General features: G+C 63.0%; 24 protein-coding genes. 15 read left to right on the top strand and 9 right to left on the bottom strand.

Annotated elements, in window-relative coordinates:
• Positions 1 to 216 precede the first annotated feature (216 nt).
• The 3 genes from ACU8HS_RS23305 to ACU8HS_RS23295 are packed head-to-tail and all read left to right on the top strand — an operon-like array spanning position 217 to position 3975.
• The gene (locus tag ACU8HS_RS23305; protein WP_447016289.1) at positions 217 to 1332 is read left to right on the top strand and encodes an ABC transporter ATP-binding protein; all 1116 of its coding nucleotides are present in this window, start codon (positions 217 to 219) and stop codon (positions 1330 to 1332) included.
• Positions 1325 to 2284 carry an ABC transporter substrate-binding protein gene (locus tag ACU8HS_RS23300; protein ID WP_113413290.1) on the top strand — a complete coding sequence of 320 codons (960 nt, stop codon included), beginning with the start codon at positions 1325 to 1327 and terminating at the stop codon, positions 2282 to 2284. The genes ACU8HS_RS23305 and ACU8HS_RS23300 overlap by 8 nt, the downstream gene beginning before the upstream one ends.
• 11 nt (positions 2285 to 2295) lie before the next feature.
• Positions 2296 to 3975, top strand: coding sequence for an ABC transporter permease (locus ACU8HS_RS23295; protein WP_113413289.1), 1680 nt, complete (start codon positions 2296 to 2298; stop codon positions 3973 to 3975).
• A gap of 289 nt (positions 3976 to 4264) precedes the next feature.
• Here the strand turns inward: ACU8HS_RS23295 and ACU8HS_RS23290 are convergent, their stop codons facing one another.
• The 6 genes from ACU8HS_RS23290 to pcaD all read right to left on the bottom strand — a co-directional run bounded on the left by ACU8HS_RS23290 (position 4265) and on the right by pcaD (position 8833).
• Positions 4265 to 5032 carry an SDR family oxidoreductase gene (locus ACU8HS_RS23290; RefSeq protein WP_447016288.1) on the bottom strand — a complete coding sequence of 256 codons (768 nt, stop codon included), beginning with the start codon at positions 5030 to 5032 and terminating at the stop codon, positions 4265 to 4267.
• 63 nt (positions 5033 to 5095) lie between these two features.
• On the bottom strand, positions 5096 to 6142 hold the full coding sequence (locus ACU8HS_RS23285) for a 3-carboxy-cis,cis-muconate cycloisomerase (protein ID WP_113413329.1): 1047 nt from the start codon (positions 6140 to 6142) through the stop codon (positions 5096 to 5098).
• Between the two features lie 119 nt (positions 6143 to 6261).
• Entirely contained in the window at positions 6262 to 6873 is a 612-nt protein-coding gene (gene pcaG, locus ACU8HS_RS23280) for a protocatechuate 3,4-dioxygenase subunit alpha (RefSeq protein ID WP_447016287.1), read from the bottom strand.
• 1 nt (position 6874) lies between these two features.
• A complete protein-coding gene (gene pcaH, locus ACU8HS_RS23275) occupies positions 6875 to 7624 on the bottom strand; it encodes a protocatechuate 3,4-dioxygenase subunit beta (protein ID WP_112570481.1) in 750 nt (249 codons plus the stop codon).
• Positions 7625 to 7634: 10 nt separating this feature from the next.
• A complete protein-coding gene (gene pcaC, locus ACU8HS_RS23270; RefSeq protein WP_112570479.1) occupies positions 7635 to 8033 on the bottom strand; it encodes a 4-carboxymuconolactone decarboxylase in 399 nt (132 codons plus the stop codon).
• Complete coding sequence (gene pcaD / locus ACU8HS_RS23265; protein WP_447016286.1) at positions 8030 to 8833, bottom strand: 3-oxoadipate enol-lactonase; 804 nt, start codon at positions 8831 to 8833, stop codon at positions 8030 to 8032. Before pcaD ends, pcaC begins: the two co-directional genes overlap by 4 nt.
• 93 nt (positions 8834 to 8926) lie before the next feature.
• On the opposite strand from pcaD, the gene pcaQ reads away from it, so the two are divergent.
• The 7 genes from pcaQ to ACU8HS_RS23230 all read left to right on the top strand — a co-directional run bounded on the left by pcaQ (position 8927) and on the right by ACU8HS_RS23230 (position 14098).
• A complete protein-coding gene (pcaQ, locus tag ACU8HS_RS23260; protein ID WP_447016488.1) occupies positions 8927 to 9865 on the top strand; it encodes a pca operon transcription factor PcaQ in 939 nt (312 codons plus the stop codon).
• Positions 9866 to 9932: 67 nt separating this feature from the next.
• The gene (locus ACU8HS_RS23255; protein WP_447016285.1) at positions 9933 to 10826 is read left to right on the top strand and encodes an NAD(P)-dependent oxidoreductase; all 894 of its coding nucleotides are present in this window, start codon (positions 9933 to 9935) and stop codon (positions 10824 to 10826) included.
• Positions 10827 to 10907: 81 nt separating this feature from the next.
• Entirely contained in the window at positions 10908 to 11585 is a 678-nt protein-coding gene (locus ACU8HS_RS23250) for a response regulator transcription factor (RefSeq protein ID WP_447016284.1), read from the top strand.
• The gene (locus ACU8HS_RS23245; protein WP_447016283.1) at positions 11582 to 12952 is read left to right on the top strand and encodes a sensor histidine kinase; all 1371 of its coding nucleotides are present in this window, start codon (positions 11582 to 11584) and stop codon (positions 12950 to 12952) included. The genes ACU8HS_RS23250 and ACU8HS_RS23245 overlap by 4 nt, the downstream gene beginning before the upstream one ends.
• A gap of 86 nt (positions 12953 to 13038) precedes the next feature.
• The gene (locus ACU8HS_RS23240; RefSeq protein WP_112754131.1) at positions 13039 to 13608 is read left to right on the top strand and encodes an rRNA adenine N-6-methyltransferase family protein; all 570 of its coding nucleotides are present in this window, start codon (positions 13039 to 13041) and stop codon (positions 13606 to 13608) included.
• Between the two features lie 5 nt (positions 13609 to 13613).
• Positions 13614 to 13739, top strand: coding sequence for a hypothetical protein (locus tag ACU8HS_RS23235; protein ID WP_447016282.1), 126 nt, complete (start codon positions 13614 to 13616; stop codon positions 13737 to 13739).
• Between the two features lie 26 nt (positions 13740 to 13765).
• The gene (locus ACU8HS_RS23230; protein ID WP_447016281.1) at positions 13766 to 14098 is read left to right on the top strand and encodes a hypothetical protein; all 333 of its coding nucleotides are present in this window, start codon (positions 13766 to 13768) and stop codon (positions 14096 to 14098) included.
• Positions 14099 to 14104: 6 nt separating this feature from the next.
• On the opposite strand, the gene ACU8HS_RS23225 is transcribed toward ACU8HS_RS23230, so the two are convergent.
• Both ACU8HS_RS23225 and ACU8HS_RS23220 read right to left on the bottom strand, forming a co-directional pair.
• Positions 14105 to 14872, bottom strand: a complete 768-nt coding sequence (locus ACU8HS_RS23225; protein WP_112570467.1) for an IclR family transcriptional regulator — start codon at positions 14870 to 14872, stop codon at positions 14105 to 14107.
• Positions 14873 to 14979: 107 nt separating this feature from the next.
• On the bottom strand, positions 14980 to 15891 hold the full coding sequence (locus ACU8HS_RS23220; RefSeq protein WP_447016280.1) for an acetamidase/formamidase family protein: 912 nt from the start codon (positions 15889 to 15891) through the stop codon (positions 14980 to 14982).
• A gap of 126 nt (positions 15892 to 16017) precedes the next feature.
• On the opposite strand from ACU8HS_RS23220, the gene ACU8HS_RS23215 reads away from it, so the two are divergent.
• Entirely contained in the window at positions 16018 to 16536 is a 519-nt protein-coding gene (locus ACU8HS_RS23215; RefSeq protein WP_447016279.1) for a YbaN family protein, read from the top strand.
• A 147-nt stretch (positions 16537 to 16683) separates the two neighbouring features.
• Positions 16684 to 16890, top strand: coding sequence for a hypothetical protein (locus tag ACU8HS_RS23210; protein WP_112754026.1), 207 nt, complete (start codon positions 16684 to 16686; stop codon positions 16888 to 16890).
• A 470-nt stretch (positions 16891 to 17360) separates the two neighbouring features.
• Here ACU8HS_RS23210 and ACU8HS_RS23205 read toward each other — a convergent pair whose 3' ends face one another.
• Positions 17361 to 19040, bottom strand: a complete 1680-nt coding sequence (locus ACU8HS_RS23205) for a Na/Pi cotransporter family protein (protein ID WP_447016278.1) — start codon at positions 19038 to 19040, stop codon at positions 17361 to 17363.
• Between the two features lie 291 nt (positions 19041 to 19331).
• On the opposite strand from ACU8HS_RS23205, the gene ACU8HS_RS23200 reads away from it, so the two are divergent.
• From ACU8HS_RS23200 to pcaF, 3 genes are read left to right on the top strand one after another with little or no spacing between them, the layout of a single operon-like run.
• Complete coding sequence (locus ACU8HS_RS23200; RefSeq protein WP_112703405.1) at positions 19332 to 20039, top strand: 3-oxoacid CoA-transferase subunit A; 708 nt, start codon at positions 19332 to 19334, stop codon at positions 20037 to 20039.
• Positions 20036 to 20725, top strand: coding sequence for a CoA transferase subunit B (locus ACU8HS_RS23195; protein WP_112703406.1), 690 nt, complete (start codon positions 20036 to 20038; stop codon positions 20723 to 20725). Before ACU8HS_RS23200 ends, ACU8HS_RS23195 begins: the two co-directional genes overlap by 4 nt.
• 10 nt (positions 20726 to 20735) lie before the next feature.
• On the top strand, positions 20736 to 21938 hold the full coding sequence (gene pcaF / locus ACU8HS_RS23190; protein WP_112755232.1) for a 3-oxoadipyl-CoA thiolase: 1203 nt from the start codon (positions 20736 to 20738) through the stop codon (positions 21936 to 21938).
• The last annotated feature ends 152 nt before the right edge of the window (positions 21939 to 22090 follow it).

Raw genomic sequence — 22090 nt, 5'->3', positions numbered from 1 at the left:
GGTTCGTTCATCTTAAATGGTTGCGCGCGACCGAAAATGCAAACCCCCTGATTTTATGGCCCTAACGGCTGGCATGTCGGCCGCCGGCTCGGGGAAAAGCCGCGGCTCGCTTCCGTCAAGGGTATTGTCATAAAACTGAAGCAAAACTGTCGCAAAGCTGTCATCCGGGATGCCTAAATGTCGCCATACTTTCTTTAAGCGACATTTGGTCTGCCCATGAACACCCCCTCAGTTCGATCGTCTTCCGCCGTTGCAGCGGCAGGTCTGGAATTGAGTTACGGATCGACGCAGATCCTTAAAGGCATTGATTTTTCTCTGGAAAAAGGCAAGACGCTGGCGCTGCTCGGCCCATCTGGATGCGGCAAGACCACGCTCTTGAGGCTGGTGGCGGGTCTGCTTGCGCCGACCAGAGGGTCCGTTTCGATTGCCGGTACCATGGTTGCCGATGGCGCGACCGGCGTTTTCGTTCCGCCGGAGCGGCGCGGGCTTGGCATGGTCTTTCAGGATTACGCGCTCTGGCCGCATCTGACTGTCGGCGGCAATGTTTCCTTTCCGCTGGAAATGCGCAACGTCGGCAGGGCCGAGCGCCAGACCCGGACGATGCGGGCGCTGGAGCGCGTCGGCCTGTCCGCCTATGCCGACCGGCGGCCGAGCGATCTTTCCGGAGGCCAGCAGCAGCGCGTGGCGATTGCGCGCGCCATCGTCGCCGAGCCGCAGCTTATCCTTTTCGACGAACCGCTTTCGAACCTTGACCGCGAGTTGCGCGAAAACATGGTGGGCGAGCTTGCCGAACTCATCTCCACGCTCGGCCTGACGGCGATCTATGTGACGCACGACCATAGCGAGGCGCTGACGCTGGCCGACGAGGTCGCTGTCATGCGCTCCGGCCGGATCGAACAGCTTGCCTCGCCCGACGATCTGATCGAGCGGCCGGCGAGCCCCGAGGTTGCCGATTTCCTGCGGCTTGGCTGCCTTGCCGATATCGAGCGGCGCGGGCACGTCTGGCACTTCAAGGGCAGCGATATCGTGCTCGGCGATGCCGAAGGTGTTGCGGGCAACAGCGCCCGCGTGCTGATCCCGGTCGCCTCTATTGCGGCCGGCGAGGTCTCTGCCGGCCGCCTTGCCGCGACTGTGCTGCGCTCGCAGTTTCGCGGCGACGGCCATCTGGCAAGCGTTTCGCTCGCGGGCTTGCCGGGCCTGGAGTTGCAGGTTCTGAGCCGCGCCAAGCTGCGCGCCGGCGAGGCGATCGGCCTTGTGATCGACACAGCGCAGATCCGTTGGTTTCAGCAGGAAATACCCCAATCCATAGAGGAGAAAGTGGAACATGTTTAAGTCGTTGAAGAGTATCACTTTTGGCGTTGTCGCCGCTGCCCTGATGGCCGGTGTCGCCCATGCCGACGTCACTGTTTACACCGCTGGCCCGCAGAGCCTGATCGACAAGCTGTCGGCCGGCTTCACCAAGCAGACCGGTGTCAAGGTCAACGTATTCCAAGCGACGACCGGTAAGGTCATGGCCCGTATCGAAGCCGAAGCCGCCAACCCGGTTGTCGACGTTGTCATCTCCGCTTCCTGGGATACGGCAAACGACTTCGCCAAGCGCGGCTGGCTCGTCAACTATGCAAGCCCGAACGCTGCCAAGGTTCCGGATTTCCTGAAGTCCGAAGGCGCCGTTGCGCAGGGCATCTCGGCGCTCGGCATCGTCTGGAACACCAAGAGCGGCACGCCGAAGCCGGCTGAATGGGCCGACCTGACGAAGCCGGAATACAAGGACCTCGTCAACATTCCGGACCCGGCACAGTCCGGCTCCTCCTTCGAACTGACCGCCGCTCTCGCCGGCCAGGACGACTGGAAGCTGTTCAAGGCTTTGCAGGCCAACGGCGCCATCATCGCCGGTGCAAATGCCGACGCGCTGAACCCGGTTCTGCAGGGTGCGAAGGCTGTCGTCTTCGGCGCTGTCGATTACATCGCTCTTGCTGCCCAGAAGAAGGGCGAGAATATCGAAGTCGTGTTCCCGAAGTCCGGCACGGTCATCGCGCCGCGCCCGGCCATGATCATGAACTGGTCCAAGAACCAGGACGACGCCAAGAAGTTCATCGACTACATGCTGTCTGACGAAGGTCAGGCACTCGTTGCCGGCGAAATGCTGATGCCGTCGCGCACCGACGTTGCCGCTTCCCGTCCGCTGATCGGCGACCTGACGCTCCTGAAGTACGACACGGCCGCTGTCTACGGCAAGCGCAAGGAAACGCTGAAGACCTTCGCCGATCTCTACGGCGCCAAGTAAGGTCCGGATTGATGAGAGGAAACGGCATCGGCGGCACGGCTCCGGCCGCCTGGCTGGCAACAGCGGGCCTCGCTCTCGTGGTTGCCGTTCCCTTCATCGCGGTGGTGCTGCAAGGCATTTTCCCCGAACTCGGACAGGGCTCGTTTGCGAGCCCTTTCTCCTCGCTCTATGCAACGCTTGCCGACAGTTCCCTGATCCGCATGGGCGGCAATACGATCCTGCTTGGCTGCTGCGTCGTGCTCGCCTCGGCGCTGGTCGCCGTACCGCTCGGCGTATTCCGCGCCCTCTACAGGATTCCGTTTGCGCCCCTCTGGGACGTGCTTCTGCTCGTGCCCTTCATGATCCCGCCCTATATCGCGACACTCGGCTGGATCATGACGCTGCAGCCGCGCGGCTATCTGCAGCAGCTTGCGGGCTTCAATCTCGCGCCCTTCCTGTTTTCGATCTTCGGCATGACGCTGGTCATGGCCTTCAACACGTTCCCGGTCGTCTATTTCGCCGTATCGCGCACGGTCGAGGCCGTCGGCGCACGCTACGCCGATGTCGGCCGCGTCTTCGGCGCCTCGCCGGCGCGCGCCTTCTGGCGCATCACGCTGCCGCTCTCGGCACCCGGCCTGACGGCGAGCCTGATGCTGGTCTTTGCCGCTGCGATCGAAGAATACGGCACACCGGCAGCGCTCGGCCGACGCGCTGGTTTTCAGGTTCTGGTGACGGGCATCGACCTGCGCGTCACCGACTGGCCGATCGATCTGCCGGGAGCTGCCATCCTGTCGCTGGTGCTGGTCGCCATGTCGCTCGTCACCTTCCTCCTGCAACGCTGGATTCTCGCCCGCCGCTCCTACCAGACGGTGGGCGGCAAGCCGACGGCCAAGGATAAACGGCCGCTCGGCGCGCTGAAAGTGCCTGTCATGATCGCTTTTGCCGTCGTCGCGTTTCTTGCGACGGGCGTGCCGCTGCTCGCGATCCTTGCAACGGCACTGGCCCGCACGATATCCGGCGGTCTCGCCTTCGACAATGTCAGCCTGGACAATTTCACGGCGGTCTTCGGCAACAGTGCCGGTGCGGTGACCGCGCTGATCAACAGTTTCTCGCTCGGCATCGGCACGGCGCTGATAACGGGCCTGATCGGCGTGACCGCCGCCTATACGGTGGTGAAGACCAGGATGTCCGGCCGCACGGCAATCGATGTGATGACCATCCTGCCGAATGCCCTGCCGGGCATCGTCGTTGCCGTCGGCCTCATCCTTGCCTGGAACATGCCGGGCCTGCCGTTCACGCCCTACAACACCGCTTTCATCCTGCTGCTGGCCTATTGCTGCATCCTGCTGCCGCAGCCGGTGCGCTACACGACGGCAGCCTTCCAGCAGATCGGCGACAACCTGGAGGCGGCAGCCCGCGTTTGCGGGGCCAGTGGCGTGACGGCATTCCGCCGCATCCTGCTGCCACTCGTCTTTCCGAGCCTCGCCTCTTCCATGCTGCTGGTCTTCGCGCTCGCCTCGCGCGAACTGGTCGCGTCCGTCGTCGTGGCGCCTGTCGGCATGCAGACGATCGCCACGTTCATCTGGCGCCAGTTCGAGCAGGGTTCGATCGGCCTCGGCATGGCGATGGCCTTTATTGCCATCTGCATCACGACGCTGCTGCCGCTCATCCTGATGGGGCTTATGCGGCGGGGCAATATGGTCGCGGATTGAGGCATGCTCCAAATTGAATGGTTCTTGTTTCCCGCCGATATTGCTGGGATGATTTCCTCAGGCAACCTTCGGAGCAAACTTGGCTCCAGTCACGGAGATCCTCATAGGCCTCTCGGTTGTTTCTATCCTGATCGTCGTACTGCCGTATTCCTGCCTTGGAACCCCCGCTGGGGACACGCCTGCGATTTCCAGGGCGTTTCGTTCGTGGCCGAGCTGAAGCCGGCCTCAAGTTGAGTTTTGACTGCGATGATGGAGGCGATGGCGGTGGTGACGGAGGAGGCGATTAGCCTCAGAGCGACGCCGTGATCCCGCCGTCAACCATCAGCATATGGCCATTGACGAAGGACGAAGCATTCGACGCCAGGAAGACGGCCGCCCCCACCAGTTCTTCCACGTTGCCCCAGCGGCCGGCCGGTGTGCGCGTTTCGAGCCAGCTGGAAAATTTCGGATCATCGACCAGCGCCTGATTGAGCGGTGTCTTGAAATAGCCCGGTGCGATGGCGTTGACCTGCAAGCCATGCTTGGCCCAGTCGGTCGCCATGCCGCGGGTGAGGTTGCGCACGGCGCCTTTGGTTGCCGTATAGGGCGCAATGTTCGGCCGTGCGAGCTCGGCCTGCACCGAGGCGATGTTGATGATCTTGCCGCGGCCGCGGGCAATCATCGCCTGCGCCACCGGCTGGCTGACATAGAAGATGCTGAACACATTGGTGCGGAAAAGCTCGTCCCACTTCTCGACCGGGAATTCCTCCAGCGGCGTGCGGAACTGCATGCCGGCATTGTTGATCAGGATATCGATCGGGCCGATCTCCGCTTCGATATAGGTAATGGCGGCGCGGCTGGCCTGGGCGTCCGTCACATCGAAGGCGGCGCTGACCGCATGATGTTTCTGCTCGCGGATGGTCTCGGCCGCGGCCTCCGCCTTCTGGGCATTGCGGCCATTGACGATGACCGAGGCGCCATGCTCGGCAAGGCCGAGCGCCAGCGCATAGCCGATACCCTGGCTGGAGCCTGTCACCAGCGCGCGGCGGCCGGAAAGATCGAAGAGCGGAAAGGTCACGGGAGCACTCCTGAAAATCAACGGCTCTGCATAGCCGGTTTTGCCGCTGGAGTGCAAAGGCGATCAGCCTGTTCCCAGCCGTCTGATATTGCCGGCAAGTTCCCTCGCCAACCGCAGCGAGGCAGCGGTCGCCATCACCATCTGCGGCAGGACAAGCCACTCGAGCGTCCAGGCCGCACCCGAGCGCTCCTGTTCATGGACGAGCGAATGGTGGATGGCTGAAAGCTGCGTGGCGTTGAAGCGGGCCAGCGCCACCAGCGTTTCGGCCGCGACCGGATTCTGCTTGTGAGCCATGGCGGAGGAAGCGCCGCCGCCCGCAAGCTCGATTTCGCCGCCGGCCTCCGCCAGCAGCGCTATATCCTGCCCGAATTTGCCGAGGCTGCCGGTGATCAGCGAGTAGAGGTTGGCAAGGTCGGCAATATGCATGCGCCGGCTCTGCCATTGCGGTTCCTCCGTCAGGCCGAGCTCCTGCGCCAGCGAGGCGCGCACCGACGCCGCCGCGGGGCCGAGTTTTTCGAGCGTGCCGGCAGCACCGCCCAATTGGATCGGGAATGTCTGTTCCGTCAGCCGGTCACGATAGGTTTCGAGCGGGATCCGCCAGGCGGCGATACGGTCGGCGGCGGAAATGGGGATGGCGGCCTGCATGCGGGTGTAGCCCATCAGTCGGTTGGCGCCGAATTGCCTCTCGAGGCCGGCAAGCCCGGTGACGATGGAATGCAAGCGCCCGCCGAAGAGGAAGGTGACGGACTTCAGCCGCAGCATCAGGCTGGTATCGATCGCGTCCTGGCTGGTCGCGCCGAAATGGACGTGTTCGCCGGCCTCGCTGCCGACGGCTTGCCTGATCTGCCTGACCAGGCCGGGAATGACGACGCCGTCTTTTGCCGTCGCCGCCTTCAGGCTGTCCACGTCGGCGGCAAAGTTTGCGCAGATATCGCCGATCGTCCGTGCGGCCTCGGCTGGAATGACGCCGTGCGTTGCCTCGGCACGGGCGAGGGCTGCCTCGAAGGAGAGCATGGCCCGGATATCGGCTTCGGCCGAGAAATAGGCGGCGATTTCAGTGTCGCCAAGCAGGCCGGAAAGGAAGGGATGGTCGAAAGGGGACGTCGTCATCTGGCATCTCGGTTCATCGCTGGCCATCCACCTGCCTAAATCATCTCCAGCCGGAAAGGCAGGGCGAGATCGACGCTACCTGCCCGGCAGATTGCGGGCAAGTGGCCGGTAGATATGGCTCAAATGTCCAGGAACACGGTCTCCTTCGGTCCCTGCAGATAAATGTCGAAATTCAGTTTCGCGCCGTCGCGGGCAGCAATCAGCGTTGCCACGCGCTCGCGGTGCTCGATGCGGGAGAGGATCGGATCCGCCGCATTGGCCTCCTGTTCCTCCGGAAAATACATGCGCGTATGCAGGCCGATATTGATGCCGCGGGCGACGATCCAGAAGGTGATGTGCGGCGCCATCTTGCGGCCGTCCTTGAAGGACACCTTGCCGGGTTTGATGGTCTCGAAACTGTAGACGCCGTCCTCGGCGCGGGTGGGGCAGCGGCCCCAGCCGGTGAAATTCGGGTCGGCGGTGCCGCGCATTTCCGAGGGGCTGTTGTAGAGACCGGCGCTGTCGGCCTGCCAGATCTCGATCACGGCATCGCGAACGAGGGCGCCGGCGCCATCGAAAATACGGCCGCTGACGGTGATGCGCTCGCCAAGCGTCTTGTCGTTGAGCATCTGCGTGCCGAGGTCGCTGTCGTAGACGCCTGTAATGTCGCAGAAATTCGGCGTCAGGCCGATATGCACATAGGGGCCGGCGGTCTGGGACGGGGTTTCCTTGAGATAGCCGAGTTCCTGCATGTCAGTTCCCCTCCAGCTTGTTTTCGAACATGGTCGAGCGGCGGCCGCGCAACACGATATCGAACTTGTAGGCGCGGCTGTCCATCGGGATCGTGTTGCCCCAGTCGAGCGGCGCGATGAGCTGCTCGATCGCGGCCTTGTCGGGAATCGTGCCGACGATCGGACATTTCCAGATCATCGGATCGCCCTCGAAATACATCTGGGTGATCAGGCGCTGCGAGAAACCATGGCCGAAGATCGAGAAATGGATATGGGCAGGGCGCCAGTCGTTGACGCCGTTCGGCCAGGGATAGGCGCCGGGCCGCACGGTACGGAAAAAGTACCGGCCTTCCTCGTCGGTGACAAACCGGCCGCAACCGCCGAAATTCGGGTCGATGGCGGCGAGATAGGTTTCCTTCTTGTGGCGATAGCGCCCGCCGGCATTGGCCTGCCAGAATTCCACGAGAACGCCGGATTGCGGCCGGCCGCGCTCGTCGAGCACCCGGCCGTGCACGATGATGCGCTCGCCGATGGCGCTTTCGCCGGGGCGGGCGAAATTGTGGATGAGGTCGTTGTCCATCTCGCCGATCATCGAATGGCCGAAGACGGGGCCGGTGATTTCGGAGATCGTGCCGTCGAGCGACAGGAGCGCGCGCTGCGGCGAACGCAGGAGCGAGGTCTTGTAGCCCGGCGCATAGGCCGGCGGATGCCAGGCGCGGTCACGGGCGAAGAAGGCCCCGGTTTCTGGCTTGCGGTTCGGTAAATCCGACATTCTCTCCCCCTCAGGCCGCCTTGCCGGCGTCCATCTGCTCGAAAACCTGCTTTGCGATCTTGATCGCGTGATTGGCGGCCGGCACGCCGGCATAGATCGCCACATGCAGCAGCGCCTCGCGAATATCCTCCCGGGAGGCGCCGGTATTCACTGTGGCGCGCACATGCATCGCCACTTCGTCATCCTGGCCGAGTGCCGCAAGCAGCGCGATGGTAATCATCGAGCGCTCGCGTTTCGTCAGTTCCGGCCGCGACCAGACATGGCCCCAGGCGGCTTCGGTGATCAGCTCCTGGAACGGCCTGTCGAATTCGGTCGAGGCCGCCTGCGCGCGGTCGACATGGGCATCGCCGAGCACCGAGCGGCGGGTCGCCATGCCCTGGTGATAGCGTTCGGACGCGGTGTCGCTCATGGGCTCTTTTCTCCGATGGATGAGAGGAAGGCGCGAATGATTGCGCTCAGCGCTTCCGGCTGCTCGACCGGCGGAATATGGGCGCAATCCTTGATCACTTCGTAGCGGGCGCCAGGGATCAGCTTTGCTGTCGAAAGCACCAGATCCGGCGGCGTAGAACCGTCCTGATCACCGACGACGCAGATGGTCGGTACCTTGATCCGGCCTGCGGCTTCGGTGAAATCGGCATCGCGGATCGCAGCACAGGTCGCGACATAGCCTTCCACCGGCTGGCGGATCAGCATGTTGCAATAGCCGGCATAGGCGATGTTTTCCGGCCGGCGGAAGGCCGGCGTGAACCAGCGCTCCATCACCATGTCGACAATGCTGGCAATGCCATCCTTTTCGACGGCGGTGATACGGTTATTCCAGCTTTCGGCCGTGCCGATCTTGTGCGCAGTGTCGCAAAGGATGAGCGCCTTCACCAGGTCCGGGCGGTGCCGATAAAGCGCTTGGGCAATCAGACCGCCGACGGAAAGACCGCAAATGACGGCGTCCTTGACGGATAGCAGATCGAGCAGCCCGGCCAGATCGGTCGCATGGTCCGCGATGGAATAGGGCACCTGGCCGACATCGGACAGGCCATGACCGCGCATATCGTAGAGAATGATGGCAAAGTCGCCGGCAAGACGCACGATCACATCGCGCCAGATCCGGAAGTCCGTGCCGAGCGAATTGGCAAAGACAATGACCGGCCTGTCAGCGGGCGCGCCGATCAGCTGGTAGTGGATCGTTACGTCGTTGATACTGGCAAACTGCACTTTAAATCTCCTCCGCTCCCAATTTGGTGAGTTGATCCGGTTAAGTAAAATGATATTTTTCGGCTTTCTGATAACCCATGAGTTATGAAAGCGATGATCGACAGCCGCATCAAGTTTCGCCATCTGCAGACCTTTGTCGAGGTGGCGCGGCAGAAAAGCGTCATGAAGGCGGCCGAACTGCTGCATGTCAGCCAGCCGGCGGTGACGAAGACGATCCGCGAACTGGAACAGGCGCTCGGGGTCGGCGTTTTCGAGCGCGACGGGCGCGGCATACGGATTACGCGATATGGCGAGGTTTTCCTGCGTCACGCCGGCGCTGCGCTGACGGCGTTGCGGCAGGGGCTCGATTCCGTCTCGCAGGAGCAGTTCGGTGATGCTCCGCCAATCCGCGTCGGCGCACTGCCGACAGTCTCGACCCGCATCATGCCGCGCGCGATGGACCTGTTCTTGAAGGAAAACACATGGAGCCGGGTGAAGATCGTCACCGGCGACAACGCCGTGCTTCTTGAGCAGCTTCGCATCGGCGATCTCGATCTCGTCGTCGGGCGTCTGGCCGGGGCGGAGAGAATGGCCGGCTTTTCCTTCGAGCATCTCTATTCCGAGCAGGTCGTCTTCGCCGTGCGCGCCGGCCATCCGCTGTTGACTGCCGGCAAATCGCTCTTTGCCGAGCTTGGCCGCTATACGCTGTTGATGCCGACCCGCGGTTCGATCATCCGGCCGGTGGTCGAGAATTTTCTGATCGCCAATGGCGTGGCCAGCCTGCCGAGCCAGATCGAAACCGTCTCCGATGCGTTCGGCCGCGCTTTCGTGCGCGACAGCGACGCGGTCTGGATCATTTCCAACGGCGTTGTCGCGCGCGATATCGCAGACGGCGTGCTTGCTGCCCTGCCGGTCGATACCACCGAGACGAAGGGACCCGTCGGGCTGACGGTGCGCACGGATTCCATCCCCTCGGTGCCGCTGTCGATCCTCATTCAGACGATCCGCGAGGCGGCGCTGGAGATTTCCGGGCGGCCCGCACCTGCGCACTAACCTTCAAGACAGTTGCCGCTCTTGCTCGTAGATTTGCCGCCCCTGGCTATCCAAAGAGGCGGCAGCAATGAAAACAGGCTTCATCGGCCTCGGCGTGATGGGCACGCCGATGGCGCTCAATCTCGTGCGGGCAGGCACGGATCTCATCGTCTGGAACCGTTCACCGGAAAGTGCCGAGGCGTTGCGGGCGGCCGGCGCCGAAGTGGCCGCCGATGTCGATGCGGTGTTCCACAAAGCCGGAACCGTGATCCTGATGCTTGCGACAGAGGCTGTCATCGATACGGTTCTCGGGCGTGGCGCGCCTGACTTTGGCGCGCGTATCGCCGGGCATGTCATCATCCACATGGGAACGACCGCGCCGGAATATTCGAAAGGTCTCGAAGAAGAGATCCGCTCGGCCGGCGGCCGCTATGTCGAGGCGCCGGTTTCCGGGTCGCGTCGGCCGGCGGAGGAGGGCCAGCTTGTGGCCATGCTTGCCGGGGAAGCCGGTGTTGTCGAGGAGGTTCGCCCGCTGCTGAGACCCATGTGCCGCGAGGCGGTCGTCTGCGGCGCGGTGCCGAACGCGCTGTTGATGAAGCTTGCCGTCAACATCTTTCTCATCGCCTCGGTGACAGGCTTGGTGGAAGCGGCCCATTTTGCCGGCAGGCACGGGCTGGACATGGCGCTTTTCAAGGCCGTCGTCGATGCCGGCCAGATGGCGAGCGGCATTTCGCGGATCAAGAGCGGCAAGCTGCTGGAGCGGAATTTCTCCGTGCAGGCGGCAATCTCCGACGTACTGAAGAACAACCGGCTGGTTGCCGAAGCGGCGCGACGGGCGGGCATTGCCTCGCCGCTGCTCGATGTCTGCCATGGGCTCTATGCCGAAACCGAAGGTCTGGGTTTCGGGCATGAGGACATGGCGGCCGTTATCCGTGCGCTTGAAGCGCGGACCGAGGCAATCGGCCTGTCTTGCGGCGATTGACGCTGCAAGCCTCTGGCCTTTCGCGTCATGCTGACGCAATCTTGCCTGTGCAGAGAGCGGTTTTTGAAGTTGGACGGTCGAATGCGCGTCTTGCTGGCGGAAGATGAACCGGAAATGGCCGCTGTCCTGACGGCGGCGCTCCGCAACAACAATATCATCACGGACCACGTTTCGACGATCGAGGCCGCCGAGGAAGCCGTGCGGCTGAACAGCTACGACGCGCTGCTGCTCGACCGCAGCCTTCCCGATGGCGACGGGCTCGAACTCATCGCCGAAGCGCGCCGCATTCAGGCTGCCGTTCCGGTCATCATGCTGACGGCGCGCGGCGATCTGAAGGACAGGATCGAAGGTCTCGATCTCGGCGCTGACGACTATCTCGCAAAGCCCTTTGCCGTCGAGGAGCTGATGGCGCGGCTCAGGGCCATCCTGCGCCGACCGGGCAATATCGAGATCGAAAGCCTGTGCCTCGGCCGGCTGCATTTCGACCTGCGCAACCGCGAGGCCCGGGTCGGCGACGCGGCGCTCGAACTGCCGCGCCGCGAACTGCTGGTGCTGGAGGCGCTGATGCGCCGCGCCGGCCGCACGGTGGAGCGCTCGAGCCTCGAAGAGGCGGTCTACGGCATGGATGACGAGATCCAGTCCAATGCGCTCGATGCGCATGTTTCGCGCGTGCGCCGCAAGCTCGACGCGGCGGCTGCTGGGGTCGAGATCCATACGATCCGTGGCGTGGGCTATCTGATCCGGCAGGCCCGGCCATGAAGAAGATGAAATTCTACTCGCTGAAATGGCGTCTGATCCGCCGGCTGGTGGCGCTGCAGGCCGCGACCCTGGTGCTGATTGCGATCGCCTTTGCCTTCGTCTTCTGGATCTCGGGCATGAGCGGGATTTTTGCGCCTGACGAACATGCGATCGACGCGGTAACGGAATCGCTCGCCTGGAACCCGGACGGCTCCATGCGCATCACCAGCAACGATCATCTGGACCACCAGCGCGACAAGGCGGCGGATTTCTGGTTCCTGGTGCGTGACGAGCAGGGGCACGTGCTGACCGAGGGCAATGTGCCGGCGCAATATCTCGCCATTGCGGCCTCGGGCACGGATATCGCCGAGGCGCGCTTCAACGGGGATGAGGACAACCCGGCGACGATCGCTGCACGCCTGCAGAAAGTGAAGACCGATCACGGCGACCTTCTTGTCATCGTCGGGCGCCAGGGCAGCCTTTCCGCCGGAAAGCTTCTCGTCGTCTTCATGGCGATCGCTTCCGGTATCGTGCTGCCGGTCATTCTGCTCACGGGCCTGATCACGCTTGCCGTCACGCCCTTCGTGGCGCGCGGCATCCATCGCGGATTGAACGAGGTGGCGCAGGCGGCGCAAGGAATCGACGGGACGACGCGCGGCTACCGCCTGCCGCTCGAAAACGTGCCGGAAGAAGTGGCGCCGCTGGTGATCGCCATGAACGAGACGCTGCAGCGTCTCGACGACGATCACAACAAACAGCGGCGCTTCATGCTGGCCGCCGCCCATGAGCTGCGCACGCCGATTGCCATCCTGCAAAACCGGTTGGAAACCATGCCGCCGACGGAGGCGACCAACCGGCTGCTGGAAGATGTCGCCCGCCTTTCGACGCTGGCCCAGCAGCTGCTCGACCTGCAGCGCCTCAACCAGGAGCCGGTGCCGGATTGCTCCATCGACCTTGCGACGGTTGCGCGCCGGCAGGCGGCGGAACTTGCGCCGCTCATCATTGCGGCCGGATATCAGGCGAATTTCGAACTCCGCTCGATGCCGGAGCGCATTCTCGGCGATGAGACGGCGCTGGAGCGGGCAATTGCCAATCTGGTTCAGAATGCCATCCAGCATGGCGGCCGGAGCGGCACGATTACAATTGCTGTAGAGCGTCCGGCGCAAATCTCCGTCAGCGATGAAGGTCCGGGTATCGCGCCTGAGGACCGCGAGCGGATTTTCGAGCCGTTCCAGCGCGCGAACGGCCGCAGCCAGGGCATAGGGCTCGGCCTTCATCTCGTGCGCGAGATCGTCAAGCTGCACCACGGGCGCGTATGGGTGTCGAATGCGGAGGGCGGCGGCGCGAGCTTCAACATGAGCTTCGAGCCGACCGTCCAGGCCGCCTGAATCTTTCGTGCGGTGCGAGCGCACGTCATGCTCGCATCATTTGAAGGGGGAATACCGGAATCGGATGATCGATGCTGGAGACCCGCATGCAACAGCCGCCGCTGGCCGCCTTCTTTAGTGCGCTTCTCGCCGAGCCCAGGAAAATCGGCGCGATCGTGCCCTCGGGAGGGCGGCTGGCGCGGCTGATGACCAGCGAGATAGAACCTTCGGCAGGCAAGGTGCTGGAGCTTGGCCCCGGCACGGGGGTCTTCACCGCGGCACTTCTCAAGCGCGGCCTGCCGGCGCGAGACCTGACATTGGTGGAACTCGAAAGCCGCTTCATTGCCCCGCTGCAGCAGCGTTTTCCCGACGTGACCATCCTCCGGCGTGATGCGTGCGAACTCGCCGCCTGCAAGGAGGAGCTTGGACCGCACGCGGCGATCGTCAGCGGACTGCCTTTCCGCAATATGCCCGCGGAAATCGTTCGCGCCATCGTCGGCGGCGGATTCAGCCTGCTTGAACGCGGCGGCGCCTTCTACCAGTTCACCTACGGCCATGCCTGCTCGGTACCGTCGGACGTGCTCGATGAGTTCGGACTGCAGGCCGAAAGGCTCGGCCGGGTGCGCCTGAATATCCCGCCGGCCAGCGTCTTTCGCATTTCGCGCCGGCCGGCATGACGGATATGGCTTTGCCGAACATCGCGACCTGTCTCCTCGCAACGGGCCTCTGCGGCGTGATGCTCGTTGCGATGCTGGAAAAATTGGTGCCGATCGTCCCCTCGGTCGGCCTCTATCTGTTTTCGGGCTGACGGCAGGTTCGGACCTTTCCGCGGTCGTGCCGCTCGTCGTCATCTCCGCCATGGGTTCGTTGGCCGGCTCACTTTTCTGGTATTATCTGGCATGCCTGTCCGGGACCCATCCGGGGCTGCGGCCGTTGTCGGCGTGGTTGCGTCGTTTCCCGGCAGCGCAAAAAACTTCGAGCTGGTACGCGGCAAGCATGACGCGCATGGCGCTGGTGCAGCTCGTACCGGCCGCGCGGGTTTATTCGGGGCTTGCATCTGTCGTCGTCTCGATCGGCGCCGTTCGCTTTGCGGTCGCCACCTTCATCGGCTGTCTCATCTGGAATGGCGTGCTGATTTCCGCCGGCTGGATGGTTCGGCATTTCTGAAGAGTGTCAGAGAGGACTCTGGCGCAGAACGCCGCGCAGCGCTGCCTGGGTTTCCCTCAGCAGCGGCAGGTAGCGCGCCACCATATCGGCTGCCGGGACATGGGCGGCCGGTGCGCCGATATTGATAGCGGCGACCGTCCGGCCGCGGTCGTTTTCGACCGGCACGGCGATGGAGCAGAGGCCGAGCTCCAGTTCCTGATCGATCAGGGCGTAACCCTGCTCTCGGACCTTCCGCAACTCGGCCATCAATTCCCCGGGGTCGGTCTTGGTGTGCGGTGTGTTGGCCTTCAGCTCGCTCCGGGAAAGTATGGCCCGGGCTTCGGTCTCCGCCAGGGCCGCAAGCAGGACGCGGCCCATCGACGCGCAATAGGCGGGAAGGCGGCTGCCGGGGGTGAGATTGATGGACATGACGCGGCGTTGCGAGGCGCGGGCGATATAGACGATATCCGCGCCGTCAAGCACTGAAGCCGAGGCGCTCTGGCCGGCCTTTTCGGAGAGTGCGTCGAGGTGCGGCTGGATGAGCACCGGTAGCGGGGTCGCCTCCAGATAGGCGTGCCCGAGCCGCAGGATTTTTGGCGTCAGCGTGAAGAACTTGCCGTCGTAATCGGCATAACCGAGCTCGGCGAGCGTCAGAAGAGAGCGACGCACCGTGGCACGGTCGAGGCCCGTGAGTTTCGCGGCATCGGTAATAGATAGCCGGCGATGCATCTCGCCGAAGGCTTCGATCACCTTGAGGCCGCGGGCAAAGCCGCTGACGAAATCATTGTCCCGCATGGGTCTGTCTGGTTCCCTCCTGGTAGCCGGCCGCCGGGCCTGCCGATCGTTGGCCTTAGCGATGATCGGGCGAGGCTTCAACCGCTGGCGTTACGGGTGGCGGTCGGTCAGCGCGCGGGAAGCCATGTCTTCCCGACCCGGCAGGCGACCGTATAGGCTGGGTCGAAGACGTTGCCTATGTCGTAGCGGATCAACTGGCCAAGCAGATGGCTCGCCGCCTCCTTCGTCAGGCCGTAGTCGGCGACAAGCAGGTTCAGCATTTCGGTCGTTGCATGTTGCAGAGCCTGATCCAGCGGCCGCGCATTGCCGATGGTGATGATGTCGTCAGCCGTTTCGGCCCTTGGCCAGGATATGGGCCTTCCCTTTTCGACCGTCAGCCGGACAGTGACCTCGAACGTCGTCTCGATACCGGTACCGACTATTTCGCCGTCACCCTGGACCGCATGGCAGTCGCCGAGAAAGAACAATGCGCCGGGGGCGAAGACGGGAAACCAGATCGTCGCACCCGGCCCGAGCACGCGATAGTCCATATTCCCGCCATACGCACCGCTTGTCGCCGTCGAGATCGCCTGGCCGAGGCTCGGCGCTACCCCGAAACATCCGATCATCGGGGATAGCGGCAGTACCAGGCGCTCGAGACCGGCAACCGGTTCCTTCAGCCTCGCAGTCATCGCCTGCCGGTCGATATCCCACAGCGTCTTCTCGGATCGCGGAAGGTCGCGGGCCGCCTCTGGGTCGACGACATTTGCCGCCAACACGCTGCGCGTGAAGCCGGTGTCCCTTGTCGGTTTCATGTCGAGGATTTCGACCTTGAGGACATCTCCGGGCTCGGCACCGTCGACGAAGACCGGTCCGTTCATCGGATTGGGACCGCTTGCCCTCTGGACGTCATTCTCGTCGTAGCCGCCGGCGTCGAGCGTCCGCGTGACGACGGTGTCGCCGCTCGCGATCTTCAAGGCCGGGGGCATGGTTCCGATGACGTTGTAAAAGGCAGTTGCGACGAAATGGTGGGTCGTCATTCTGGGTGTTCCGCTCGAATCTTTGGAATGTGCTGGCAAGATGAAGACGTGGTGCGACGAACTTACGCGTCCGTCAGGTGCCCGTCGACGTGAAATATTCAGTCCTCCATTGGTGTGCAGTGAAATATGTCATCGAGACCCCTGGATGCGAGGCGGCGGGAGATTTCAAATTGCTGCGTCGCAGGTCATCATAAGGCTGACGACGCGAAAGGAGTGTGCCAATTGAGTTCCATGCCAAACCCGCCGCGCAGTTGGCTTCAGCGGGCGGTCTATATTTGCCTTGGCCTGCTGATGACCGGTCTTGGAATTGTCGGCGCCATTCTTCCGCTCATGCCGACAACGATCTTCCTGATCCTGGCGGCGTGGTTCTTCAGCCGCTCGTCTCCGCGCCTGGAGGCCTATCTGATGAACGGTCGATTTGGTGGCCTGCTGCGCGACTGGCGCGAAAATGGCGCGATTTCAGTTAGATCCAAGACGTTGGCGCTGATGGGGATGTCGGCGGGATACGCGATTTTCCTCATCACGGCGAAGCCGTCTCCTCCGCTCTCGATCGTCGTCGGTGCATCGATCCTGGCTTGCGCGGCCTACGTCGCTTCGCGGCCCGGTCCCGCCAGAAGCGACGAGCAGGATGAAAGTGACGGCTAATCCGCATTGCCGGAAAGAGGCACTTTACAACGGACGTAAACTCAAATTATACGGCCCGCTCACTATTGCTCCCACACCCCAGCATTCCATCTGAGCGCCATGCCAAAAACCCACAAGCACAAGTTCCTGCGGGAACAGTATCGACGCATGCTCGCGTCCGACCACCACATCGATCCGCGCTGGCGCGACAGTTTTGACGCCTTTCTGACGGATATCGACCATTTGGCGCCCAACACCGGAAGCCGTCGAATTATTGGTCGCAGGAACCCCAAGCTCGGCTTTGTGCCCGGAAATGTCGAGTGGCATTGGGAAAGCACCACACTGCCCACATCGCGGGAAGCCAGAGGACGTTAAGTCCGAAGGCGTGACGGGCTCGATCTAAATTGAGCTCGGCGCTTGCGGAGTAGCTTACTTGATGCTTATCGGTGCCTCTCCCTGCTGATATGGTGTGGGCGTTCTCAATGAGGGGATGGATCGAATAACGCGCTTTGCGATCGAGGCGTCGAGCCACAGGCTGAGCATCAATTTGATGAAACCGGCCAGGTGCAGGACATAAATGAGAGCATTGGTGAAATGGGCGAAGAACCCCACCAGGGGCCTTTCTTCTTGCCCTGCCGCAGCCGATTCTGTCTATAGGTGCCAAGCCGCCCTTCCGCTTCCGCGGCAGCGAGGCTCTACTCGGGATCGACATTGAGCCGCTGTTCGATATCCGCAACCGGCATCGCGTGCCACGCTGTTGCGCCCGCACCTGTCGCTATCGTCAACTGAACCATCGTCTTCCCCTCTCATTGCGGTGTGTCCGGTCGGCCCACTGGTCTCGATTGTCACGCGCGCGGGTCGATCGCCGCTCCCGTGTGTTCATGTCGGCCCAGGAGATGCGTCGCCGAGCGCCAGGCATGATGCGCGATCCGGTCGAGCCGCCGGACGGCGTCGACGCGGGCAAACGCTTCGGTGGCAGTCAATTTTCCGGGTGCGACGGCGGCGAGGGTCTCGGCGCGGTGATCGCGCTGCATGGCGTCGAGGTCCTTCGCCGCGCGTTCAATGTTTGCGAACGAGGCATCGACCTCAGCTGAAACGGTCCAGCCAATCGGCTCCGCCCGCGCCGTAAGCGCAGATTCTCCGGTAATCGATTCACCAACCATCTGCGTCGCTCGCATCGCCTGAATGCAAAGCTCAGCGGCGCGAAAGTCATCGGGTACTCCGGCCATCCGTTCGGGAATGTCGCCTTCCCCAAGGATCTCCACGAGCCTTGAGGCATGTTCAAGCGCGTGCAACGTGCTCGTCATGCGCAGCCGCTCCTCTTCCGTCTCGGACGGCTCTTTCAGTTCGGAGAGAAAATTCTGTGCCTGCGCGAGTGCTGCAACTGCTGCCGCGCTGTCCTGCATCGTACGACCACCCTCGGCCGAGAGGGCAGCGGCGACTGAAGCCGCCGACGTCTTGAGAATCTCCGCCACGACGCGCCGGGTTGTTTCGACCGCGATCACCGGATTGACGAGCGCGCTTGGATCAAGCGCACGTTCGAGCGGTGTCTCGCTGGAGGGCAGAATGCGCTCTACGATGTGGGTGAACCATTGTGTCGCCGGAAGGAGCACCGCGACTCCGACAACATTATAAGCTGTGTGGTAAGCGGCCAGGAGCGTCGTCCCGTCGACTGACGCGGCAAACGCTCTCATCGTCGCTGCGGTAAACGGAAAAGCGACGATTGCAATGAGTGCGGCTATGACCTTGAACAGCACATAGGCAAGAGCGAGGCGCTTGGCCGTCGAACTGGCGCCGATGGCCGCCAACGCGGAACTCGTCGCTGTTCCGATATTCTGGCCGATGATCAGGGCCGCACCCTGCTCAAGGCTGATCGCCCCGGCATAGAAAGCCGCAATCGTGACGGCGATGGCAGCCGTCGATGACTGCATGACCGCGGTCATCGCCAGGCCGACGGCGATCAGGGTCAGGAGGCCGACCAAGCCTGAGATCCAGCCAACTCCCGGCACGCCGAGCACTGCGGGCAAATCGGATGGATGCAGGCTTTCAGCGAGGCCTCCCATGCCCTGCTGAAGGGTCGTGAGCCCGTAGAGCACCAACGCGAAGCCTGCAAGTGCGCTGCCCGCTGCCGCGCTTCGCCCACCGCCAAGCAGCTTGGCCAGCGCGCCGGCAAAGATCAGGGGTAGGGCGTAGGCGGACAGCGAGACGCGCACGCCGAGCAACGCCACCAGCCAGCCCGTGCCCGTCGTGCCGACATTGGCGCCGAACACGAGGCCAAGCCCCTGCGGGAAGGTCAGCAGCCCGGCATTGACGAGGCCGATCGTCGTCATCGTCACAGCGCTCGATGACTGCACGAGCAGCGTAATTAGGGCACCCCAGAAGGCGCCTGTGAGAGGCGTGGCCGCCGCTTTGCCGAGGACCGAGCGCAGCGCCGAGCCGGCCAGAGCCTTCAATCCGTCGGTCATGACGGTCATGCCGAGCAGGAACAACCCGACGCCGCCGACAATGGCAATTACCGTCGACATCTGCGCCCCGCACCCATCGGTTTTCCTTTAGCGTTCGCTAAATGGGATCATACGCGAATGCCACCCTGTGTTGCGATTCCTTTTTTATACCGCGCAAGGCGGCTGAGCAGCCGGATTTCGTCTTCGACCTTTGCCAGACGCGGCACGGGTCGCGCGACACCATTGTTGTTGTGCGCTATATGAACAAATATCGTATATCGCACAAAACCCTTGCCGTTCGACTGGCTCTCGCCTTATTCCTTACACATCGGAAGGCGCGAGGAAGCCTCATCCGGCAAGGAGAGATCCAGCATGGACAAGACAATCGGGAGCGCGGCAGATGCCGTCTCCGAAATCGGCGACGGCGCTACCGTGATGATCGGTGGCTTCGGTGGCTCGGGTGCGCCGATCGAGCTCATTCACGCGCTCATCGACAAAGGCTCGAAAAACCTGACTGTCATCAACAACAATGCGGGCAATGGCCGTATCGGCATTGCAGCGATGATCGATGCCGGCATGGTGAGAAAGATGATCTGCTCCTTCCCGCGCTCATCCGATCCGCGTGCTTTTACCGATAGATATCTCGCCGGCGAGATCGAACTGGAACTCGTGCCGCAGGGTACGCTTGCCGAACGCATCCGCGCCGGGGGCGCCGGTATCCCGGCCTTCTATACGCCGACGGGTTATGGAACCGAGCTTGCCGAGGGTAAGGTCATCGCCGAGTTCGATGGTCGCCACTATGTGCAGGAACGCTGGCTGAAAGCCGATTTTGCGATCGTCAAGGCACATGCCGGCGATACCTACGGCAACCTCACTTACAACAAGGCCGGTCGCAACTTTAACCCGCTGATGTGCATGGCGGCGGCAAAGACAATCGCGCAGGTCTCGACCATCGTGCCGGCCGGCGGCATCGATCCTGAGCATGTCGTCACGCCCGGCATCTTTGTCGACCGCGTCGTCGAGATCGCCAATCCGCAACAGGAAGAAGAGCTCATTCGAGCCGGGGTGGCTTACGTATGACCGTCGATACCAGAGAGGATATCAAGCTTTCCAACGCCCAGATTGCCTGGCGCGCCGCGCAGGACATAGCCGACGGCGCCTATGTCAATCTCGGCATCGGCTTTCCGGAAATGGTCGCCCGTTATCAGCCGCCCGGCCGGCAGGCGATTTTCCACACCGAAAACGGCATCCTCAATTTCGGCGAAGCGCCGGCGGCGGGCGAGGAGGACTGGGACCTCATCAATGCCGGCAAGAAGGCGGTGACGCTGAAGCCGGGTGCGGCCTTCTTTCATCATGCCGACAGCTTCGCCATGGTGCGCGGCGGCCATCTCGACGTTGCGATCCTTGGCGCCTATCAGGTTGCGCAGAACGGCGATCTCGCCAATTGGCGCGTCGGCGCAAAGGGCGTGCCGGCCGTGGGCGGCGCGATGGACCTGGTTCACGGCGCAAAGCAGGTCTGCGTCATCACCGAACATGTCACCAAGAACGGCGAGCCGAAGCTGGTCGACCGATGTAGCTTTCCGCTGACGGGTGTCGGCTGCATCACCCGCATCTATACCAGCCATGCGGTCATCGACATCAAGGACGGGCATTTCGTGCTGCGCGAGAAGCTTGCCGCAATGTCGGTCGAGGAACTGCAGGCGATGACCGGCGCACCGCTCCATATCGAGGGGCCGGTTGGCGATCTCGTCGTTCCCGAACTTTGAGGACAAGCCCATGACCGAAGCCTTTATCTGCGATTATATCCGCACGCCGATCGGCCGCTACGGCGGCGCGCTTTCCTCCGTGCGTGCCGACGATCTCGGCGCCGTGCCGCTGAAGGCGCTGATGGCGAAAAACGCCTCCGTCGACTGGGACGCGGTCGATGACGTCATCTTCGGCTGCGCCAATCAGGCGGGCGAGGACAACAGAAACGTCGCGCGCATGTCGCTGCTTCTTGCCGGACTGCCGCTCTCCGTGCCGGGCACGACGATCAACCGACTCTGTGGATCGGGCATGGATGCCGTCATCACCGCGGCGCGCGCCATTCGCGCCGGCGAAGCCGAACTGATGATTGCGGGCGGCGTCGAAAGCATGTCGCGCGCGCCCTTCGTCATGCCGAAGGCCGATGCGGCTTTTTCGCGGGCTGCCGAGATCCACGATACGACGATCGGCTGGCGTTTCGTCAATCCTCTGATGAAGAAGCAATACGGCGTCGATTCCATGCCGGAAACCGGCGAAAACGTTGCCGAGGACTATAAGGTGAGCCGGGAGGATCAGGACGCCTTTGCCGTGCGCTCGCAGGCAAAGGCTGCGGCCTCCCAGGCAAGCGGCAGGCTGGCGAAAGAGATCACTCCGGTGACTATCCCCCAGCGCAAGGGCGACGCCGTTGTCGTCGAGAAGGATGAACACCCGCGCGCAACCAGCATGGAAGCGCTCGCCAGGCTGCCGACGCCGTTCCGTCAGGGCGGCACGGTGACGGCCGGCAATGCTTCGGGCGTTAACGATGGTGCTGCCGCCCTCATCATCGCCTCGGAAGCGGCTGCCAGGAAATATGGGCTGACGCCGATTGCCCGTATTCTCGGGGGTGCGGCGGCCGCCGTCCCGCCGCGCGTCATGGGCATCGGTCCCATACCGGCTTCGCGCAAGCTGATGGCGCGCCTTGGCCTGAAGCAAGAACAGTTCGACGTGATCGAACTCAACGAAGCCTTTGCCAGCCAGGGTCTTGCAGTGCTGCGCGAGCTTGGCATTGCCGATGACGATCAGCGGGTGAACCGCAATGGCGGTGCGATCGCGCTCGGCCATCCGCTCGGCATGTCGGGTGCCCGTATCGCCGGCACGGCGGCACTGGAGCTTGGCGAAACCGGCGGCCGCTATTCACTCTCGACCATGTGCATCGGCGTCGGCCAGGGCATCGCGGTGGCGCTCGAACGGGTTTGAGCACGGCTCATTCGAGAACCGACTGCACAGGATTTCTCTGCGCAGACCGAAATATGTCTTGAGCAGCTTTGGGAAATCGTCCGAGGCATAGAAGGCCGTCAGCGTGCGGTAGACGAGAAGCCGGAAGACGGAATCGTCGCGCCGTATCGCGA

This window comes from Rhizobium sp. KDH_Rht_773_N, assembly GCF_052946295.1.
This window is presented reverse-complemented; position numbering and strand designations above follow the sequence as displayed.

Coding starts and splice junctions, on each gene's coding strand:
- ACU8HS_RS23210 (WP_112754026.1), top strand. CDS start 16,684: ATGCTCGCGTCCGACCACCACATCGATCCGCGCTGGCGCGACAGTTTT.
- pcaH (WP_112570481.1), bottom strand. CDS start 7,624: ATGTCGGATTTACCGAACCGCAAGCCAGAAACCGGGGCCTTCTTCGCC.
- ACU8HS_RS23305 (WP_447016289.1), top strand. CDS start 217: ATGAACACCCCCTCAGTTCGATCGTCTTCCGCCGTTGCAGCGGCAGGT.
- ACU8HS_RS23215 (WP_447016279.1), top strand. CDS start 16,018: ATGTCATCGAGACCCCTGGATGCGAGGCGGCGGGAGATTTCAAATTGC.
- ACU8HS_RS23225 (WP_112570467.1), bottom strand. CDS start 14,872: ATGCGGGACAATGATTTCGTCAGCGGCTTTGCCCGCGGCCTCAAGGTG.
- pcaC (WP_112570479.1), bottom strand. CDS start 8,033: ATGAGCGACACCGCGTCCGAACGCTATCACCAGGGCATGGCGACCCGC.
- ACU8HS_RS23250 (WP_447016284.1), top strand. CDS start 10,908: ATGCGCGTCTTGCTGGCGGAAGATGAACCGGAAATGGCCGCTGTCCTG.
- ACU8HS_RS23220 (WP_447016280.1), bottom strand. CDS start 15,891: ATGACGACCCACCATTTCGTCGCAACTGCCTTTTACAACGTCATCGGA.
- ACU8HS_RS23195 (WP_112703406.1), top strand. CDS start 20,036: ATGACCGTCGATACCAGAGAGGATATCAAGCTTTCCAACGCCCAGATT.
- pcaQ (WP_447016488.1), top strand. CDS start 8,927: ATGATCGACAGCCGCATCAAGTTTCGCCATCTGCAGACCTTTGTCGAG.
- ACU8HS_RS23205 (WP_447016278.1), bottom strand. CDS start 19,040: ATGTCGACGGTAATTGCCATTGTCGGCGGCGTCGGGTTGTTCCTGCTC.
- ACU8HS_RS23240 (WP_112754131.1), top strand. CDS start 13,039: ATGCAACAGCCGCCGCTGGCCGCCTTCTTTAGTGCGCTTCTCGCCGAG.
- pcaF (WP_112755232.1), top strand. CDS start 20,736: ATGACCGAAGCCTTTATCTGCGATTATATCCGCACGCCGATCGGCCGC.
- ACU8HS_RS23285 (WP_113413329.1), bottom strand. CDS start 6,142: ATGACGACGTCCCCTTTCGACCATCCCTTCCTTTCCGGCCTGCTTGGC.
- ACU8HS_RS23255 (WP_447016285.1), top strand. CDS start 9,933: ATGAAAACAGGCTTCATCGGCCTCGGCGTGATGGGCACGCCGATGGCG.
- pcaG (WP_447016287.1), bottom strand. CDS start 6,873: ATGCAGGAACTCGGCTATCTCAAGGAAACCCCGTCCCAGACCGCCGGC.
- ACU8HS_RS23295 (WP_113413289.1), top strand. CDS start 2,296: ATGAGAGGAAACGGCATCGGCGGCACGGCTCCGGCCGCCTGGCTGGCA.
- ACU8HS_RS23235 (WP_447016282.1), top strand. CDS start 13,614: ATGGCTTTGCCGAACATCGCGACCTGTCTCCTCGCAACGGGCCTCTGC.
- ACU8HS_RS23300 (WP_113413290.1), top strand. CDS start 1,325: ATGTTTAAGTCGTTGAAGAGTATCACTTTTGGCGTTGTCGCCGCTGCC.
- ACU8HS_RS23245 (WP_447016283.1), top strand. CDS start 11,582: ATGAAGAAGATGAAATTCTACTCGCTGAAATGGCGTCTGATCCGCCGG.
- ACU8HS_RS23200 (WP_112703405.1), top strand. CDS start 19,332: ATGGACAAGACAATCGGGAGCGCGGCAGATGCCGTCTCCGAAATCGGC.